General features: G+C 71.8%; 17 protein-coding genes. 13 read left to right on the top strand and 4 right to left on the bottom strand.

What is annotated here, in order from left to right; translation table 11 throughout:
- The first annotated feature begins 137 nt into the window (after positions 1-137).
- Entirely contained in the window at positions 138-1,415 is a 1,278-nt protein-coding gene (locus ACZ7IB_RS33205; RefSeq protein WP_470917656.1) for an aminotransferase class I/II-fold pyridoxal phosphate-dependent enzyme, read from the top strand.
- 103 nt (positions 1,416-1,518) lie between these two features.
- A complete protein-coding gene (locus ACZ7IB_RS33200; protein WP_470917655.1) occupies positions 1,519-2,574 on the top strand; it encodes an MBL fold metallo-hydrolase in 1,056 nt (351 codons plus the stop codon).
- On the opposite strand, the gene ACZ7IB_RS33195 is transcribed toward ACZ7IB_RS33200, so the two are convergent.
- A complete protein-coding gene (locus tag ACZ7IB_RS33195) occupies positions 2,564-3,184 on the bottom strand; it encodes a DedA family protein (RefSeq protein ID WP_470917654.1) in 621 nt (206 codons plus the stop codon). The two genes, ACZ7IB_RS33200 and ACZ7IB_RS33195, sit on opposite strands and share 11 nt — an antisense overlap.
- Positions 3,181-3,963, bottom strand: a complete 783-nt coding sequence (locus ACZ7IB_RS33190; protein ID WP_470917653.1) for an MBL fold metallo-hydrolase — start codon at positions 3,961-3,963, stop codon at positions 3,181-3,183. Before ACZ7IB_RS33190 ends, ACZ7IB_RS33195 begins: the two co-directional genes overlap by 4 nt.
- 213 nt (positions 3,964-4,176) lie before the next feature.
- On the opposite strand from ACZ7IB_RS33190, the gene ACZ7IB_RS33185 reads away from it, so the two are divergent.
- The 7 genes from ACZ7IB_RS33185 (at position 4,177) to ACZ7IB_RS33155 (ending at position 13,744) form a co-directional block, all read left to right on the top strand.
- Positions 4,177-4,590, top strand: coding sequence for a recombinase family protein (locus ACZ7IB_RS33185; RefSeq protein ID WP_470917652.1), 414 nt, complete (start codon positions 4,177-4,179; stop codon positions 4,588-4,590).
- Positions 4,591-4,729: 139 nt separating this feature from the next.
- Positions 4,730-6,790: a phage holin family protein gene (locus ACZ7IB_RS33180; RefSeq protein WP_470917695.1), complete on the top strand. Its 2,061-nt coding sequence runs from the start codon at positions 4,730-4,732 to the stop codon at positions 6,788-6,790.
- Positions 6,791-6,817: 27 nt separating this feature from the next.
- Positions 6,818-8,929, top strand: coding sequence for an NAD-dependent DNA ligase LigA (gene ligA / locus ACZ7IB_RS33175; protein WP_470917650.1), 2,112 nt, complete (start codon positions 6,818-6,820; stop codon positions 8,927-8,929).
- A gap of 157 nt (positions 8,930-9,086) precedes the next feature.
- Positions 9,087-9,911 (top strand): rod shape-determining protein, encoded by an 825-nt coding sequence (locus ACZ7IB_RS33170; RefSeq protein ID WP_470917648.1) that lies wholly within the window; start codon positions 9,087-9,089, stop codon positions 9,909-9,911.
- A gap of 95 nt (positions 9,912-10,006) precedes the next feature.
- The gene (locus tag ACZ7IB_RS33165; RefSeq protein ID WP_470917647.1) at positions 10,007-10,510 is read left to right on the top strand and encodes a hypothetical protein; all 504 of its coding nucleotides are present in this window, start codon (positions 10,007-10,009) and stop codon (positions 10,508-10,510) included.
- Between the two features lie 30 nt (positions 10,511-10,540).
- Positions 10,541-12,856, top strand: coding sequence for a protein translocase subunit SecD (secD, locus tag ACZ7IB_RS33160; protein WP_470917646.1), 2,316 nt, complete (start codon positions 10,541-10,543; stop codon positions 12,854-12,856).
- A 144-nt stretch (positions 12,857-13,000) separates the two neighbouring features.
- Complete coding sequence (locus ACZ7IB_RS33155; protein WP_470917694.1) at positions 13,001-13,744, top strand: YoaK family protein; 744 nt, start codon at positions 13,001-13,003, stop codon at positions 13,742-13,744.
- On the opposite strand, the gene ACZ7IB_RS33150 is transcribed toward ACZ7IB_RS33155, so the two are convergent.
- Complete coding sequence (locus ACZ7IB_RS33150) at positions 13,734-14,597, bottom strand: helix-turn-helix domain-containing protein (RefSeq protein WP_470917645.1); 864 nt, start codon at positions 14,595-14,597, stop codon at positions 13,734-13,736. The two genes, ACZ7IB_RS33155 and ACZ7IB_RS33150, sit on opposite strands and share 11 nt — an antisense overlap.
- Before the next feature lie 63 nt (positions 14,598-14,660).
- Between ACZ7IB_RS33150 and ACZ7IB_RS33145 the strand changes: the two genes are divergently transcribed.
- Positions 14,661-14,966 carry a 4a-hydroxytetrahydrobiopterin dehydratase gene (locus ACZ7IB_RS33145; protein WP_470917643.1) on the top strand — a complete coding sequence of 102 codons (306 nt, stop codon included), beginning with the start codon at positions 14,661-14,663 and terminating at the stop codon, positions 14,964-14,966.
- A gap of 211 nt (positions 14,967-15,177) precedes the next feature.
- Positions 15,178-15,921 (top strand): class I SAM-dependent methyltransferase, encoded by a 744-nt coding sequence (locus tag ACZ7IB_RS33140; protein WP_470917641.1) that lies wholly within the window; start codon positions 15,178-15,180, stop codon positions 15,919-15,921.
- An 8-nt stretch (positions 15,922-15,929) separates the two neighbouring features.
- On the opposite strand, the gene ACZ7IB_RS33135 is transcribed toward ACZ7IB_RS33140, so the two are convergent.
- A complete protein-coding gene (locus ACZ7IB_RS33135; protein WP_470917639.1) occupies positions 15,930-16,781 on the bottom strand; it encodes a Rossmann-fold NAD(P)-binding domain-containing protein in 852 nt (283 codons plus the stop codon).
- A gap of 81 nt (positions 16,782-16,862) precedes the next feature.
- Between ACZ7IB_RS33135 and ACZ7IB_RS33130 the strand changes: the two genes are divergently transcribed.
- Together ACZ7IB_RS33130 and ACZ7IB_RS33125 are read left to right on the top strand one after the other, a co-directional pair.
- Positions 16,863-17,831, top strand: a complete 969-nt coding sequence (locus ACZ7IB_RS33130) for an AraC family transcriptional regulator (RefSeq protein WP_470917638.1) — start codon at positions 16,863-16,865, stop codon at positions 17,829-17,831.
- A 20-nt stretch (positions 17,832-17,851) separates the two neighbouring features.
- Positions 17,852-18,805, top strand: coding sequence for a class I SAM-dependent methyltransferase (locus ACZ7IB_RS33125; RefSeq protein WP_470917636.1), 954 nt, complete (start codon positions 17,852-17,854; stop codon positions 18,803-18,805).
- Positions 18,806-18,829 lie beyond the last annotated feature (24 nt).

Here is an 18,829-nt window from a genome sequence, read left to right as displayed (position 1 = left end):
CCCCCGGCCGATACCCATGGCCCGCTGCCGGGCGGGCGCCTCGACGGCTCCGTTGGGCGGGCGCGGTCGGCCGAACCCTCGTATAAAGGGCCCTGAGTGCGAGACGACGGGACGGGGCGGCGGTGAAGGAGGCCCGGATGGCGCGGAAGCGGACTGAGCGGACCGGACGGGCGGGGCGCAAGGAGAAGGACGGGAGTGGTGCGAGTTCCGTGCGGGAGGACCGCGGCCCTGTCCGGTACGGGCCGCCCGCACCCGATCCCGGTCTGCCCGTCCTGCCCGAGCTGGCCGAGGTGCTCGCCGCCGCGGCCGGCCGCAGCGAACCCGAACCGACCGGCGGCGGCGACGCCCTGCGCGAGGCCGCGACCGCCTACTGGGAGCGGCGCGGACTGCACGGCAGCCCGGAGAACATCGCCGCCGCCCCGGGTGCCTCGCCGCTGCTGCTCGCGCTGATCGCCGCGCACGGCGGCGACGTGCTCATGCCGCGTCCCTGCACAGCCACCTGGATTCCGCAGGCCAGGCTGCTGGGCAGGCCCGCCTATCATGTGCCGACCCCGGCCGAGTGCGGCGGCGTGCCCGATCCGTACGCGCTGCTGGAGACCGTACGCAGGGTGCGCGCCGAGGGAGGCAGGCCCCGGCTGCTGCTGATCTCCGTCGTCGACGACCCGACCGCCACCGTCGTCCCGCCGGAACTCGTGAGCGAGGCGTGCGAGGCGGCGGTCGCCGAAGGGCTGCACATCGTCAGCGACGAGACCTGGCGCGACACCCTGCACCGGCCGCACGACACGGTCCTGCTCAGTCCGGCCGAAATGTGCCCCGACGATGTCACGGTCGTCTGTGATCTCGCCGGTGCGCTGACCCCGTCCGCCTGGCCGGTCGCGGTCGCCCGGTTCCCGGACACCGAGCGGGCGGCGGTGCGCCATGCCCGTACCCTCGACATCCTCACCGCACTCGGCGCGCACGTCGCCGGGCCCGTGGCCATGGCCGCCGCCCACGCGCTGCGCGAACCGGACTCCGTCACGGACCGGGTCCGCCGGGCCGCCGCGCTCCAGGCGCAGGTCGCGGCAGCGGCCCACCGCGCGGTCCTCGCATCGGGCGCGCTGGCCAGACCCCCGCAGGCCGGCCGCCATCTCTACGCCGACCTCGGGCCGCTCAGATCCCGGCTCGCGAACCGAGGTGTCACCGACTCACTCGAACTGGAGGAGTACCTGACGGAACGCCTCGGCGCACCGGCGCCCGGCGGCCACCGGTTCGGCGACGAACTGGGGGCGCTGCGCGTACGGCTGGGCACCGGGACGCTCCTCGGGTCGACTCCGGAACAGCAGATGGAGTCCCTCACCGCTGTGGCGCCCCTGGAATTGCCGCATGTGGCTCAAGCCCTGAGCATTTTCGCAGAGGCCCTCGACGAACTCCGGTGACGAACCGAGATGCCGAACCGAACTCCGAATCACCCTGATGACCCCGATGACCCCGATGACCCCGGGCAACTCCGGTGCCGAACTCCGAGACGGGAGTCTCTCGATGACGGAACAGACCGAGCGCTCCCTCCCCGGGACCGTGCACCCGCGCCAGGCCTCTCGCGGAGAGGTCGTCGAACCGCGTCCGCTCGGCGAGCTCCGGGTCTGGCCGAAGACCTTCGCCGGCCGGCTCACCGCACCACTTCCGAGTGTCATGGGCATGTCCCGACTGGCCCGTGACCGTGCCCTGCGGCCCGATGCGGAGGGACTGCGCGGCATCCACCGGCTCCCGTACGCCCCGGAACCTCTGCCCGCCACCCCCGCAGGCACCACATCCGTGACCTGGGCCGGGCACGCCAGCTGGATCGTGCGCACCGGCGGGCTGACCGTCCTCACCGATCCCGTCTGGTCCCGCCGCATTCTCGGCACCCCGGCCAGGATCACACCGGTCGGCGTCCGCTGGGAGGACCTGCCGCCCGTCGACGCCGTCGTCATCAGCCACAACCACTACGACCACCTCGACGCCCCCACCCTGCACAGACTGCCCAAGGACACCCCGCTGTTCGTGCCCGCCGGGCTCGGCCGCTGGTGCCGCCGTCGCCGCTTCACCTGCGTCACCGAACTCGACTGGTGGGAATCGGCCCAGCTGAACGGCGTGCGCTTCGATTTCGTGCCCGCGCACCACTGGTCGAAGCGGACCCTCACCGACACCTGCCGCTCCCTGTGGGGCGGCTGGATCATCGACACCGGACGCGACGGGCAGCGAATCCACTTCGCCGGGGACAGCGGGTACGGGCACTGGTTCGGCGAGATCGGCCGCCGGTACCCGGGCATCGATCTGACCCTGCTGCCGATCGGGGCGTACGAACCGCGCTGGTGGCTCGGTGACGTACACACCGATCCGGAGGAGGCCGTGCAGGCGTACGAGGACCTGGGCGCCCGCGCGATGGCGCCGATGCACTGGGCCACCTTCCTGCTCTCGGCGGAGCCCGTACTCGAACCGCTGACCCGACTGCGTACCGCCTGGCAGCGGGCCGGACACCCCCGCGAACGGCTCTGGGACCTGCCGATCGGCGGCTCCCGCGTGCTCGAACCGGAACCCCGCACGATCAGTGGCTGAACCGCGCCCTCATCCGGCGCCATACCGCGGGAGCCCCGCTGATCAGCAGCGTCAGCCCCACCGCCGCGACCACACCCTGCCACGGCTCGGGGAAGAGCGAACCGCCCAGAATGCCGATCAGTTGGTACGTCGCCGCCCACGCCAGACAGGCCGGCACATCCCCACGGGCGAACCGGTGCAGCGGCATCCGCCCCAGCAGGCAGGCCAGCATCACCGGAATCCGCCCCGCCGGTACCAGCCTCGACAGCACGAGCACCATCGCACCGTGCTCGTCCAGCTTCTGCTGCGCCTGCGCCAGCCGCTCCGGGGCGGCCCGGTCGTTGATCGCCTGCAGCCACTTCGAACCGTTCTTCGACCGCACCCCGCGCTGACCGAGCCAGTACAGACAGATATCGCCGAGGAACGCCGCGGCCGACGCCACCCCGAAGACGATCAGCAGCGAGAACGGCGACGACTGATGCAGCGCCACCACCGCGGCCGAACTCACCAGCGCACCCGTAGGCACCACAGGCACCAGCGCGCCCAGCGCCACCAGCAGGAACAGGGACGGATAGCCCACCGCCTGCTGGGTCGACTCCGGGGGCAGCTGTCTTACGACCTCCTGGATCACCTGGCGGCCTCCGGCCGCACATGTTCGCCGTGGGACAGCCGGTGCACCGCCACCTCCGGCGCCAGCAGCGCCGCCTTGCGGACGAACTCGTCACCGGGTGCGTGGAACTCGTGCGGCCTGACTCCGTCCATTCCGATCGGCCAGTACGTGCCGTAGTGCACCGGCACGGCCGACCGCGGCGCCAGCCGGGCCAGCGCCTGCGCGGCCCGGCCCGCGTCCAGATGGCTGTGGCCCAGATTCGGACCCCAGCCGCCCACCGGCAGCAGCGCCACATCCACCGGACCGACCGCCCGGGCCATGTCGTCGAAGAGCCCGGTGTCACCGGCGAAATACGTCCGTGCCTCGCCCTCGACGACATAGCCGAGCGCGGGGGAGCGGTGCGGGCCCATGGGCAGGCGCCTGCCGTCGTGCAGTGCGGGAACCGCCCGTACCAGCACCTCGCCGACCCGGACCCCGTCGCCCGGTGCCACCTCGGTGATCCGCAGCCCGCGCACCGAGCGCAGCACTCGCAGCCCCGGGACGGAGCGCACCGCACCCACCGGCACGATCAGCCGGCTTCCGGGGGCGAGCCGGGCCAGTGACGGCAGATGCAGATGGTCGGAGTGAAGATGCGAGACGAGCACCACATCAGCGACCGTGGCCTCGGGGCCGGGCAGCTCGCCGCGGCGGCGGCGCAGATGCGCGAAGCGCCGTACGAAGAGCGGATCGGTCAGCACACGGACCCCGGAGTCCTCGATTGTGCAGGTGGCATGACCCCACCAGGTGACTTCCACCGGCACGCGGTGCCTCCTCGTTCCCGGGTTCCTAGTTCCGGCCCTGGCATCGAGCCTAGTGCCGTGACCGTGTCGGGTGACCCGGCTCCGTCCGGTCGTAGCCCTCGGGGGGCGCACCGGCGTTCCGTACTCCGCGCTCCTCCCGTCCCGACATGTGCCTTCTTGTACGGGAGCCGGAGCGGTAGGGTCGCCCGTACGCCTAGCACGGGGGGAACGGCCATGGGGGACGCAACGGACGTACGGGTGGCGGCCATCGCCAGTCTCACGCCGCTCGAAGAGCTCGACAGCGATCCGTTCCTCGTGGACACCCGCAGCCAGCACGACATGTGCGCCCGCTGGGCCGCCGACAAGGGATACGTCGTCACCCGGCAGCTGCGCTTCTACGGGCTGCGCCCCGACCACCACGCCCTGTGGACGGACGTCGAGAGCGGCGATGTCGAACTCTTCGTCGCCGCCAACGACCGGGTGCTGGCGCGGGCCCTCACCTCGGTGCCGGAGTTCACCGCGGAGTGCGAGCGGCGCGGCGTACGGCTGGAGATCGCGGGACTGGACGAGCCGCCGTACACCGCCCGTACGAAGGCGAGTGTGCACCGCAGGCTCTCCATGCCTACCGCCGGATACGACGGCTGCTGACCGGCCTCCTGCCCGCTGCCGCCAGTCGCCCGCGGCCGCGCTGTGAAAAGCTGGGGGACAGGGCCCGGAACGGCGGGGTCCGGACGTGAGGTGGGACGGCGTGGTGGACGGGCGATGGCGAACAGCCGGCAGCGCCCTGATGCGAGTGGTTGTGGTGTGGGCGGTCTCGACGCTCACGATGCTGGCGCTCGCCGGGATTCTGCCGGACTTCCAGCTCCAGTCGGACGACGGCGACAGCATCACCAAGATCGCGTTCACCGCGGCCTGGGGCGCAGGAGCGTTCGGTCTGCTCTCCGCGCTGGTCTGGCCGGTCCTGGTACGGGCACTGCTCATCGTGCCCGCACTCGTCCTGGGGATGCTCGTCTTCTTCCTGAACGGCTCGCTGCTGCTGGTCGCCCTGCGACTCATCCCGGACGGGCGCGGCGCCGCCAACCCGGAGACCGCGGTCGTCGTCGCGGCCGTGATGTCCGCCGTCGCCTCCGCGACCTCCACGGCGCTGGCCGTCCGCGACGACAACGCCTACCGGCGCCGGCTCTCACGGCTCGCCGACCGCCGCCGTAGACGCAGCGGTGCGGACAGCGGGCGCAGCGGACCGCCGGGCACCGTCTTCATCCAGCTCGACGGCGTCGGCCACGACGTGCTCGCCCGGGCCGCCGACTCCCGTCTGATGCCGACCGTCGCCAACTGGCTCGCCGACGAGGAGGGCCACCGGCTCACCCCGTGGCGCACCGACTGGTCCAGCCAGACCGGCGCCAGCCAGCTCGGCATCCTGCACGGCAGCAACCACGACGTCCCCGCCTTCCGCTGGTACGAGAAGGAGACCGGCGACGTCATGGTCTCCAGCCGCCCCGCGAGCGCCATAGAACTCCAGCGCCGGGCCATCGCACGCACCCATGACGGCGGGCTGCTCACGCTCGACGGTGCCAGCCGCGGCAACCTCTTCAGCGGCGGCGCCGACCAGCTGGCACTCGTCCTGTCCATGGCGGCCCGGCTCGGCAAGGGCCGCCGCTCCAGGGCGGGGTACTTCGCCTACTTCTCCGATCCGGCCAACGCGGTGCGTACGGCGCTGTCGTTCGTCGCCGAGGTCTGCCGCGAGATCGGGCAGTCGACCCGGGCGCGGATACGGAAGGACACGCCCCGGATCAAGCGCGGTGGGCTCTACCCGTTCATCCGGGCCTTCGCGACCGTCGTCGAACGCGATGTGGTGGTCGCCGCCGTCATCGGGGACATGTTCGCCGGACGCACCGCCGTCTATGCCGACCTGGTCGCGTACGACGAGGTGGCGCACCACTCCGGACCGCACAGCCGTGACGCGGAGAAGGTGCTCGCGCGCCTGGACCGCTCGCTCGCCCTGATCGTCAAGGTCGCCGAACACACCCCGCGCAGGTACCGGATCGTGCTGCTCTCCGACCACGGGCAGAGCCCCGGAGAGACCTTCGTGGAGGCGTACGGGCTGACGCTCAAGGACCTGGTGCGGGCGGGCTGCGGGCTGCCCGTACCCCGTCGGGCGCAGCGCACCCCCAGCGGTTCGGAGGCGCGTGACGCGGTACGGATCGCCCTGCACCGGCCGGTCGAGGAGGGCGAGGTGGAACACCGTGCGAAGCCGTCCGACCCCGTCGTCCTCGCCTCCGGCAACCTCGGCCTGATCTCCTTCCCCGACATCGAGGGACGCGCCTCGCGCGAACAGCTCGACCGGAGCCGTCCGGCACTGCTCGGCACCCTCGCCAACCACCCCGGCATCGGCTTCCTGCTGGTCCGCAGCGAGCGGCACGGATCGGTGGTGCTCGGCCGTGGCGGCACCGAGGTCCCGGTGTCGGAACTGAAGGACGGGGAAGGGCCACTGGCCCCCTTCGGCCCGGGCGCGGCGGCCGCGGTGCGCCGCACCGACACCTTCCCGCACGTCGCCGACATCATGGTCAACTCGATGCATGACGGGGCCACGGGCTGCGTGCACGCCTTCGAGGAACAGATCGGCTCGCACGGCGGTCTGGGCGGCGAGCAGTCCCGGCCGTTCCTGCTGTGGCCGGCGGATCTGTCCGCGCCGGTGGCGCAGGGCACGGAACTGGTGGGGGCCGAGCAGGTGCACGAGGTGCTGCGGCGCTGGCTGCGGGAGTGCTCGGGACCGCAGATCCCGCTGGCACCGCCGGGCGCGGTGGGTGGCGCCGACGAGGCGGGCGGGACGGTTCGGGCGGCCGGCTGAGGGGCGTTGTCAGTGGTGGGCGGCAGGATGGGGGCCATGACGAACTCAGCTGTTGTGCTCGCCGACGCCGCCGCCTATGCAGCCGCGGTCGAAGAAGCGTCGCAGGCCGCCGCCGCGTACTACGCCATGGGCGAGAGCACGCTCGACGACGATGCGTACGACCGGCTGGTACGGGGGATCGCCGCATACGAACAGAAGCACCCGCAGGAGGTGCTGGAAGCGTCCCCGACCGGCAAGGTGGCGGGCGGCGCCGCAAGCGGGGACGTGCCGCACACGGTGCCGATGCTGTCCCTGGACAACGTCTTCTCGGCCGAGCAGTTCGCCACATGGACGGCGTCGCTGGAGCGCCGGATCGGCAGACCCGTCGCCGCGTGGAGCGTGGAACCGAAGCTCGACGGCCTGGCTGTCGCCGCCCGCTACCGGGCGGGCCGCCTGGAACAGCTGATCACCCGGGGCGACGGCACCGCGGGCGAGGACGTCTCGCACGCGATCGGCACCGTGGTCGGCCTCCCCGAGCAGCTCGCCGAGCCGGTGACGATCGAGATGCGCGGCGAGATCCTCATGACGACCGAGCAGTTCGAACAGGCCAACACCGTGCGCACCGAGCACGGCGGCACCCCCTTCGCCAACCCGAGGAACGGCGCGGCGGGCACACTCCGCGCCAAGGACCGCGCGTACACGGTGGAGATGACCTTCTTCGCCTACGGTGCACTGCCGCTGCCCGAGTCCGGAGAGCTGACCGACACCCTCGCCGAACTCCCGCACAGCGAGGTCCTGGAGTACGTCGCAGGGCTCGGCGTGCACACCGCGGCGGACACGGATGTGGCACCGCGCACCGTGACCTCCGTCGAGGGGGTGCAGGCCCGGGTCGAGGAAGTCGCGGCCCTGCGCGCCTCGCTGCCGTTCGGCATCGACGGCATCGTGATCAAGGCCGATCTGGCGGCCGACCAGCGCGAGGCCGGTTCAGGAACCAGGGCGCCGCGCTGGGCCATCGCATACAAGCTCCCGGCCGTCGAGAAGGTCACCCGACTCCTCGGCGTCGAGTGGAACGTCGGCAGGACCGGCATCATCGCGCCGCGCGCCGTGCTGGAACCGGTGGAGATCGACGGCTCGACCGTCAGCTACGCCACACTGCACAACCCGGCCGACATCACCCGCCGCGATCTCCGCCTGGGCGACCGTGTGATGGTCTACAAGGCGGGCGACATCATCCCCCGCATCGAGGCGCCCGTCGCCCATCTGCGGACCGGTGACGAGCAGCCCATAGTCTTCCCCGAGGCATGCCCGCAGTGCGGCTCCGAGATCGACACCAGCGAGCAGCGCTGGCGCTGTGTCCGGGGCCGCGACTGCCGCCTCGTCGCCTCCATCTCGTACGCGGCGGGCCGCGATCAGCTCGACATCGAGGGCCTCGGCGCCACCCGGGTCGTCCAACTCGTCGACGCCGGGCTGGTGGCCGACTTCGCAGACCTCTTCACTCTCGGCCGCGAGCAGCTGCTCGGCCTGGAACGGATGGGCGAGACCAGCACCGACAACCTCCTGGCCGCCATCGAAACGGCACGTACCCAGCCGCTCTCCCGGGTCTTCTGCGCGCTGGGGGTACGCGGCACCGGACGCTCCATGTCACGGCGGATCGCCCGGTACTTCGCGGACATGGACCGGATCAGGGCCGCCGACGCCGAGGAGCTCCAGCGGGTCGACGGCATCGGCAAGGAGAAGGCCGCGGGCGTCGTCGCGGAGCTGGTGGAGCTGGCCCCGCTGATCGAGAAGCTGGTGGCCGCCGGGGTCAACATGACGGAGCCCGGTGCGACGCCGCCGCCGGAGCCGGGCGAGGAGGGCACGCAAGAGGCTGCCGCCGCCGACGGGGAGGGGACCGCCGGTCTGCCGCTGCACGGGATGACCGTGGTGGTCACCGGCGCCATGACCGGTGTGCTGGAGAAGCTCTCCCGGAATCAGATGAACGAGCTGATCGAGCGAGCCGGCGGGAAGTCCTCGTCCAGCGTCTCCAAGCGCACCACGCTCCTGGTCGCCGGGGAGAAGGCCGGATCCAAGCGCACCAAGGCCGAGGACCTGGGTGTCCGGATTGCCGCGCCGGACGAGTTCGCCGAACTGATCGCCGGGTTCCTGCCGTCGGAGGTGTGACGCACGACGGAGACCTCGCCGCGCCGGAGCCCTTGGATTTTGCCTGGGAGTGGCTTTCTTTGCCTCCCTATTGCATAGTGAGGGCTCGGCCATGCCTCGCTATCAGCGGGTCAATGGGTGTGTGAACGGCCGCTTCGGCAGGCCGGTGGGAGGGGCGATGCGTTCGCTGCACAACGGACCGCGACTCGGCCGGTCCGTCCGCCAGGAGTACCGGGGCGTCACCCGCGGCCTCGCCCTCGACCTCGGCAGCTCACGGACCCGCGCCTGGATGCCCGGACACGGCGTCATCGCCGACATCGACGCCTGCAGCGACTTCGGCGCCGGGCCGGGGCCCGGCCGCCCGGTCCGACGAGGACGCATCGTCGACCCCGTGTCCTGCGGCCGCATGCTCGGCCGTATCGCCGACAGCGCCCTGGGCGCGGACCGCACAGACACCGTGATCGTCCTCAGCCATCCCGTCCTCGCCGGGTCCGAACACCGCGCCGCGGCGAGGGAACTGATCGACGCACTCGGGCCGACGAGCGTCATCGCCCTGGACAGCGCGAGGGCCGCCGCCGCATACGCCGGACCGCAGGACGGTGGCCCGCTGCTCGTCGTCGACATCGGCGCCGAGCTGACCGAGGCGACACTCCTCGTCGACGGACTGGTCCGCGACGCCCGCCAGGCCGAGACGGGACTGAGCGACCTCGACCCCTGCGAGCCGCCCACCGCCGTCGTCCGCACCGTCCTGGACCTGGTGGACGAGATGTGGAAGCAGGACCGGCACGGCGCCTTCCTCGGGGCCCTGCGCAAGGGCCCGTTGCTCGCCGGGGGCGGCGCCGCCCGCCCCGACATCACCGACCGGGTCGCGGTCCGCCTCGGCGTTCCGGTACGTCTCGCCGACGACCCGGCGACCACGGTCGTACGCGGCGCCGGGCTGATACTCAGCTCCGTGCTCCGCCGAGCCGGCGCGACACCGGCCCTGCCCGGCCGAACGAGGTGACCCCCCTCCCGGGGCCGCCCCCGGGGAATGTGCCCCCGAGGGCACGGCCGGGCGCCCCGGCGCACCACAGAACCGCACAGGCGGCCCGGCAGGTCTTGGTCGCTCTCCTTCTCGCCGTACTCACCGTCGTCGGCGGCGCCCCCGCAGCCGCCGGATCCGTACTCCCCGCCCGGCCGTTCGCCGGTGTGCCGCCCTCCGCCGCGTACTCACCCGGCGCCGATCAGCCCACCCCGCACACAGACCGGACCGCCCGCACGGGCACCGTCCACGACACCCGGCGCACCCGCGCGGCCACGGCGACCGACCGCCACCGGCCGGCGCCGACGACCGCACCCCGGCCCAGGGCCGGCACCGACCACGCCCGGACCCCGCACCCTCTCCCGCCGCCCGGCCCCCACTTCCTGCTGCCCGGCGCACCGGGCATCCGCGTACCGCACCACGCCTTCCGGCGGGCTCCCGCCGCACCCGCTCGTGCCACCGACCGCTTCCGCGCAGCACTTCCCGCCGTACGCGGTCCTCCGAGGCCGGCTGTTCACCGGCCACCGGTCCTGCCACCGGCCCCGTCCCACAGACCCGCCGGAACGTCCTCGCCGAGGTGAGGGCGCCCGGCGCCCCCTCGGAGGAAACCCATGACTCGCGCCACCACGGTGCGAGCGGTTCTGGCTGCGGCCGTCCTGCTCGTCTCCGTGCTCATCACGCTGACCATGTCACCCAGACTCGGCCTCGATCTTCAGGGCGGCACCAGACTGGTGCTCCAGGCCAAGGACTCCGACACCGCGAAAGCGGACCGGGAGAGCACCGACCGCACCCTTGAGGTGCTCCGCCAGCGCATCGACTCCCTCGGCGTCACCGAACCCACCCTGACCCGCTCCGGCGAGGACCGGATCATCGTCGAACTCCCGGACGTCCAGGACCCGCGCAAGGCCGCCGAAGTCATCGGCAGGACCGCCCAGCTCAGCTTCCACGCGGTCCAGGGCCCCGCCGCGCAGAACGACGACAGGGCGGACGCCGAGGCCGGCAACGGGCCGACGCTCCCCGACGAGCAGGGCCGCTCCCTCGACCTCGGCCCGGCCCGGCTCTCCGGCGCGGGCGTCAAGGACGCCACCGCCGAGTTCGACGCCCAGCAGGGCGCCGGCTGGACCGTCTCCCTCGACTTCCACAAGAAGGCCGGCCGGGACTGGACCCGGCTGACCGGTGAGGCCGCCTGCCACCCGGTCCAGGACGACCGGCGCCGCGTCGCCATCGTCCTCGACCAGCAGATCATCTCCTCTCCGCAGGTTTCCCCCTCGGTCGGCTGCAACGTCGGCCTGCCATCCGGGTCCACCCAGATCACAGGCTCCTTCAGCGCCGACGAGGCCCGGGAACTGGCCCTGCTCATCAAGGGTGGCGCTCTGCCGCTCCCCGTCGAGATCGTCGAACAGCGGACCGTCGGCCCGACGCTCGGCGCCGCCGCCATCGACGCCAGCGCCCGGGCCGCCCTCATCGGCGCCGCGGCCACCGCACTCTTCATCACCATCGTCTACCGGCTCTTCGGCGCGCTCGCCGCCGTCGCACTCGCTGCCTATGGGGTGATCTCCTATGCAGCCCTGGTCGCCCTCGGAGTCACCCTCACCCTGCCCGGCCTCGCCGGGTTCGTCCTGGCCATCGGGATGGCGGTCGACGCCAACGTGCTGGTCTTCGAACGGGCCAGAGAGGAACACGCACAGCACCCGGGCCGCTCCCTGCGCTCCTCGCTGGCCGCCGGATTCCGAAACGCCTGGAGCGCCGTCGCCGACTCCAACGTCACGACGCTGATCGCGGCCGGGCTGCTCTTCTTCCTCGGCTCCGGGCCGGTGAAGGGCTTCGGCGTCACACTCGCCATCGGTGTGCTCGCCTCGATGTTCTCCGCACTCGTCATCGCCCGCGCACTCACCGAGATCGCCGCACGCTCACGATTCGTCAGCGACTACCGGGGCATCAACGGCATCGCCGCCCCCGGCCGGGTACGCACCTGGCTGACCCGCCGCGATCCCCAGCTGATGCGTTCCCCGCGCCGCTGGCTGCTGATCTCCACGGCACTGATCGCCGTCGCCGTCCTCGGCATCGTCGTACGCGGCGTCAACCTGGGCGTCGAATTCACCGGCGGCCGGCTGGTCGAGTACTCGACCAGCCGGCCCGTCGACGTCGAGCGGGCCCGCACCGCCCTCGCCGACGCGGGCTTCGGTGACGCCGAGGTCACCACGGCGGGCGCGGGCGACCTCTCCGTACGCACCGGAAAGCTCGACAACGACGGCGAACACGCCCTGCGCGCCGCCCTCGCGAAGGAGGGCGGCAAGACCACCAAGGTCCGCGACGAACTCATCGGCCCCAGCCTCGGCGACGAACTCCGGCGCAACGCCCTGATCGCGCTCGGCATCGCCGTCCTCGTACAGCTGGCGTATCTGGCGATCCGGTTCCGCTGGACATTCGCCGTGGCCTCGGTCGCGGCGCTGGTCCACGACGTCATCATCCTGGTCGGTGCCTTCGCCTGGCTCGGACGCACCGTCGACGGCATCTTCCTGGCCGCACTCCTCACCGTCATCGGATACTCCGTCAACGACTCGGTGGTCGTCTTCGACCGGGTGCGGGAACTGTGGGCGAAGGCCCGTCGCGTACCTCTCGCCACGGTCGCCAACCGGGCCGTCCTCCAGACCGTCCCGAGAACGGTCAACACCGGAATGGGTGCCCTGTTCATCCTGACCGCACTCGCCGTGCTGGGCGGCGACTCCCTCGCGGACTTCGCGCTCGCCCTGCTGATCGGCATCTGCGTCGGCACGTACTCCTCGGTGCTTACCGCCGTACCGGTCGCGCTCCTCCTGGAGCGGAGCAGCAAGGCCCCGCCGCCCGCCCGGAAACGGGCTCCCGGACGCCGGTCCGGTACGAAGGCGGCGCGCCGGGATCCGCTCGACAACGGGGCACGCGTATAGCGGCTCCTGAACGCACATCGCCCCCGCTCCGGGGAACCGAGCCCCCTTCCGGGTGGGGGCGATGTGCGTCGGTCGTGGTGTTCCGTGCGCCCGGGGCGGCACAATTTCGACCATCCACCCCGTGATTGGAGCGTGCCCGTGTCCGTGCCTGTCGTGCTGCGTGAGGCATGGTCCACCGTCGTGCCGGACATGAGCGACCGGCATGGACCGCTGCCGCCCATGATGCTCGCCCTGACCGTCGTCACCGGGCTGGTCGACGCCGTCAGTTACCTGGAACTCGGCCGGGTCTTCGTCGCGAACATGACCGGCAATGTGGTCTTCTCCGGCTTCGCGATCGCCGGAGCCCCCGGATTCTCATTCGCCGCCTCGCTCGTCGCACTCGCCGCCTTCGCGGTGGGGGCACTGCTCGGCGGCCTGATCGTCCACCGTGCCCTGACGCATCGTGGCCGGATGCTGTTGTACGCGCTCCTCGTCGAGACCGCCTGTGTCCTGGCCGCGCTGATCGTCACTCTGGCCTCCGGCCATCCGTTCGTGGGCGGGGTCCGCTTCGCCCTCATCGCACTGCTCGGACTCGGCCTCGGTGCGCAGAACGCCGTCTCCCGGGCGCTGGCGGTCCCCGACCTCACCACCACCGTGCTGACCCTGACCATCACAGGCATCATCTCCGACAGCCGCTTCGCCGGCGGAGGCGGCAGCAAGGCCGGACGGCGGGTGCTCTCGGCCGCCGCCATGATGACCGGAGCGTTCGCCGGAGCCGTGGCCGTACTGCACGGGCAACCGAGACTTCCCCTGCTGCTCGCCGTGACGGTCCTGGCGGTCGTGACCACGGCCGCGATCGTCCTGGCGCGGGCCGACGCCCCCTGGGTCCGCCCGATCGTCAGGAAGTGAGGGACCGTAGATGGTCGGCGGTCGCCCGGTCGGCGGGCAGGAACGTCTCGATGGCCAGCTCGGCCACCGTCACATCCATCGGGGTATTGAACGTCGCGATGGAGGAGACGAACGAGAGCACCTGCCCGCCGTGCTCGATGTGCAAGGACAGCGCGAACGGCAGGGGCGACGCGGGGCCGGCTCCCGCGTTCTCCCCGACAGGGCTCCCGGCGCCCCCGCTGCTCCCCGCGGTTTTGGCCCCCTCGGCCCTGTCACCACCTTCCGGTGCGGGATAGCCCGCGACCTCCTCGTACAGCTCACGCAGCTCCGCAGACCGGGCCAGGGCGATCTGACGCTCCATCTGCGCCAGCAGATCGGCACGCCACTCCCGAAGATTGCGGATACGCGGGGCCAGGCCCTCCGGGTGGAGAGTGAGCCGCATGGCGTTCAGCGGCGGGGCCAGCAGATGCCCGGCCACTCCCTCCAGCAGCATTGCGATACCCCGATTGGCCGCCACCACGTTGTACATACCGTCGACGACGAGCGCCGGGTAGGGGTCGTACCCCTGGAGCAGTCGCTCCATCCCCTCGCGCAGCGCGCCCAGCGCCGGGTCGTCAAGCGCGGTCTGTGCGTAGCGGGGCGCGTAACCGGCCACCACCAGCAGGGCGTTGCGTTCCCTGACCGGGATGTCGAGATGCTCGGCCAGCCGCAGGATCATGTCCTCGCTGGGGCGGGAACGGCCCGTCTCGATGAAGGAAATGTGCCGGGCCGAGGAATCCGCGCGGAGCGCCAGCTCCAGCTGGCTGATGCGACGCTGCTCCCGCCAGCTGCGCAGCAGCGGCCCTACCCCCGTGTCAAGCGCGACAGTTGTCATACCAAGACCGTAACGTCACCGGCACCGCCGACCGGCACCGATCACTCGTGAGGGAGTCGCAGCATGCCCGCCGCACCATTGTCGCAGAAGGAGATCGAGGACCGTCTGGGTGGCCTGCCCGGCTGGTCGCTGGAGGGAGACCGGATCACCTGTACCTACCGGCTCCGCACGCACTTCGCCGCCCTCGGGCTGACCGTGCATGTTGCCCAGATCCAGGACGAACTGAACCACCACTCCGATCTGACCCTCGGTTACAACACCGTCACCCTGTCCGTGAACACCCACGACGCGGGTGGTGTGGTCACCGAGAACGATCTGAACCTGGCCGCGCGGGTGGTGGCGATCGCCGCCGGGCACGGCGTGAGGTAGCCGAATGGGCGGGCGGGCCGCCGAACACCGGACCGGGGGCCGACGCGGGCGGGCGACGTGCGGCCGCGCTGCGGCGCACGCCGTCCATGTCCTGGCGATAAGCCCCGTCAATTCATGGCGGGGAGGAGTCGCAAGCGCAAGTTATGGGCCCGGCGGCCCACCGGCGATATGCCGGTGTCCATGCGGTCGGGTGTGTCCTAGTGTCGGCCAGGTGCTGAACTATGACACTGCGGCAGCCCACTACGACGCCACTCGCGGCGGCGTGCCCAGGGCCGAGGCCGCAGCCACCGCAGTGCTCGGACTGATCCCGTCATCCGCCCGCACCCTGGTGGACATCGGCTGCGGTACGGGACTGGTCACCGAGCGAATAGCCCTTGCCCGCCCCGGACTCGGCGTGTTCGGCACCGATGCCTCGTACGGCATGGCGCAGGTCGCCCGGCAGCGGATCGGCGCGATGGTGCTCGCCGACGCACGCCGGCTGCCGCTGCCGGACGCGGCGGTGGACGCGGTCGGCGCCATCTGGCTGTTGCACCTGCTGCGTGGGGAGGGGGATGTGCGGGCGGTGGTGTCCGAGGCGGCGCGGGTGCTGCGGCCGGGCGGTGTGTTCGTCACCACCGTCGACAAGGACGCGGCCCACGACGTGGGCAGCGACATCGACGAGGCATTCGCCCCCTACCTCGACGCCGATCCGTCCGATTCCGCGGATCTGATAGTCGGGTGCGGTTCGGAGGCCGGCCTCGATGTGGTGGGGGAGGCCCACTTCCCGGGCCATGGCCAGGGCCAGAGCCCGCTGAGCGCGGCACAGAAGGTGCGCGAGGGCTATTTCGCCTCACGCCTGAACCTGCCGGGGACGGCGGCCGAGCGGCTTGCGACCGCACTGACTTCCCTGCCCGAGCCCGACAGGCCGCGAGCGGATCCGAGGTACCGGCTGCTGGCGCTGCGCCTGAGAGATTGAGAGAGGCCCTAGCCCTTCCACGCACCCGCCTGTGCCGCCGCGCGGGCGAACGCCCCGAAGTCCTTCGGATCGCGCCCCAGGACCTGCTTCACGCCCTCGGTCACCGTCGCGTTGTGCCCGTCGAGCAGCATCGTGAACAGGCCGGCCAGGAAACCGGCTTCGGGCCCCGGCACTCCGTACCGCTCCAGCATCTGCGCGTACTTTGCACCGGACACCGGCAGATACCGCACCGCACGCCCCGTGGCAGACGCGATCTCCGACACCACCTCGTCGAACGTCAGCAGCCGCGGCCCGGTCAGCTCATGCACCGCACACGCATGACCGTCCTCGGTGAGCGCGGCCACCACCACATCCGCGAGATCGTCGACGTCCACGAACGGCTCTGCGGTCCCGCCCGCCGGGAACACCACCTCGCCGCCGAGTACCCCGTCCAGCATGGCGCCCTCGCTGAAGTTCTGCGCGAAGAACGCCGACCGTACGACGGTGAGCTCCGCCCCCGCAGCCGACCTGCGCAGGCTCTCCTCCGCCGCGACCGCCTGCGGCTCACCCCGCCCGGACAGCAGCACCAGCCGCCGCACCCCGTTCTCCGTCGCGATCCGCCCGAAGGCTGCCATCGCCTCCGGCGCACCGGGCGCCGCCAGATCCGGGTAGTACGTCACATACGCTGCGTCCGCACCCCGCAGCGCCGGTGCCCAGCCCGACTCGTCCGCCCAGTCGAATCGGACCTCACCACTGCGCGATCCGGCCCGCACCGGCACCCCGCGAGCGGCCAGCCGCTCCACGACCCGGCGGCCCGTCTTCCCCGTGCCGCTCGTCACCAGTACCGTTTCCCGCTGCACGTTCTCCGTGTTCTGTGTCATGGCTCAAGGCTCGCCCGGTGGCGCCGTCCACGACATCCTCGAACCGCTCAGCTCCATACGCGTACGTCTACGCTACCGGTCATGGATGCACTCGCCGGACTCCTGGACGGACCGAGGGCCAGGGGCGCCTTCCTGCTGCGGATGGTGATGGAGCCGCCGTGGTCCGTACGGATCGAGGACCGGGCGCCGCTCTGCCTGATGTCGATGACCGACGGAGAAGCCCGGATCGTCCCGGCCGCGGGCGCCGGCCCCGTGCTGCTGCGGCCCGGTGACATCGCCATCGCGCGCGGCCCGGATCCGTACACCGTCTCCGACACCACCGGCACCGCGCCGCACGCCGTGATCGGACCCGGCGGCATCTGCACCACCCTGCACGGTGAGCCGCTCTCCGAGTCCATGCAGTTGGGGGTGCGCACCTGGGGCAACGCCCCCGATGGCTCGGCGGCCATGCTCATCGGCACCTATCTGCTGGACGGCGAGATCAGCAGACGGTTGCTCGACGCCCTGCCCCCGCTGCTTCGCCTGCCCTCCGGCGGGCGGGTCAGCCCCCTGCTGGCGCTGCTCGACGAGGAGATCTCCAAGGACGAGCCCGGCCAGAGCGTGGTCTTGGACCGGCTTCTCGATCTGCTGCTGATCGCCGCGCTGCGGACCTGGTTCGCCCGGCCCGGAGCCGAGGCCCCGGCCTGGTACCGGGCCATGGGCGACCCTGTCGTCGGGCAGGCCCTTCGGCTGCTGCAAACAGACCCCGCCCACCCCTGGACGGTCGCCGCTCTGGCCGCCCGGACCGGGGTCTCCCGGGCCGGGCTCGCCCGACGTTTCACGGAGTTGGTGGGGGAGCCCCCGATGGCTTATCTGACCGGCCGGCGCCTCGCCGTCGCCGCGGATCTGCTGCGGGAGACGGACGCCACGGTCGAGGCGGTGGCACGGAAGGTCGGGTACAGCCAGTCCTTCGCATTCAGTACCGCCTTCAAGCGCGTCCGAGGCGTCAGCCCCCAGGAATACCGGAGCAGCGACTTGCTGAAGCGGCAAAGAAACTTGCCGGGGAGCTGATGTGTGATGAGGCTGTCTCCATGAGCCAGCACACCGACCACGGTCATCAGAACGGCATCACCAGCAGTCATCACCACGACAGCACTCACGATCATCAGCGCGACAACACTCATGGGCACCATCACGGCACGACCGAATTCGACTGGGACGTCCTGGGCCCGCGGCTGGAGCAGAACGCCGAGCTCAGCCGCCCGCAGTACGAGGCGGCGGCCCGTTGGATCGCCGGCCTGCCCACGGCCCCGAAGGTGCGCAGGATTCTCGACATCGGCAGCGGACCCGGCGTGATCGCCTGTCTGCTCGCCGAGGTGTTTCCCGAGGCGGAGGTCGTCGCCGTGGACGGCACCCCGGCGCTCCTGGAACGCACCCGGGCCCGCGCGCAGCGGCTCGGTCTCGGTGACCGGGTCCGTACACAGCAGGCCGACATCCCGGACGGCCTCGCCGAGCTGGGGGAGGCGGATCTGATCTGGGTGGGCAACGCCCTGCATCACATGGGTGACCAGCGCGCAGTCCTCGCCGGGTTCGCCGCGCTGCTGCGCCCCGGTGGGACCGTCGCCCTGGTGGAGGGCGGTCTGCCGCCTCGTCAGCTCCCGCGTGACATCGGCATGGGGCGGCCGGGTCTGGAGGCCAGGCTCGACGCGATCACCGCGGACTGGTTCGAGGACATGCGGGCGTCACTGCCCGGCACCAAGCGGGAGACCGAGGACTGGAGCGCCCTGTTCACGGCGGTGGGTCTGGACCCGCAGGGCACCCGCAGCTTCCTGCTGGACCTTCCGGCCCCGCTCTCCGAGTCGGCCCGCGACCAGGTCATCGACGAATTCGCCCGTCGGCGCGAGATGTTCGAAGAGTTCCTGACGGTCGACGACATCGCCGTACTGGACCGGTTGCTCGACCCCGAGGACCCGGCCGGGCTGCGCCGCCGCCCCGATGTCTTCCTGCTCACGGTTCGTACGGTGCACCTGGCCCGACGGGGGTGACCTGTGCTGACCTGCTGGGTTCCC

The organism is Streptomyces sp. NPDC037301, assembly GCF_055602785.1.
This window is presented reverse-complemented; position numbering and strand designations above follow the sequence as displayed.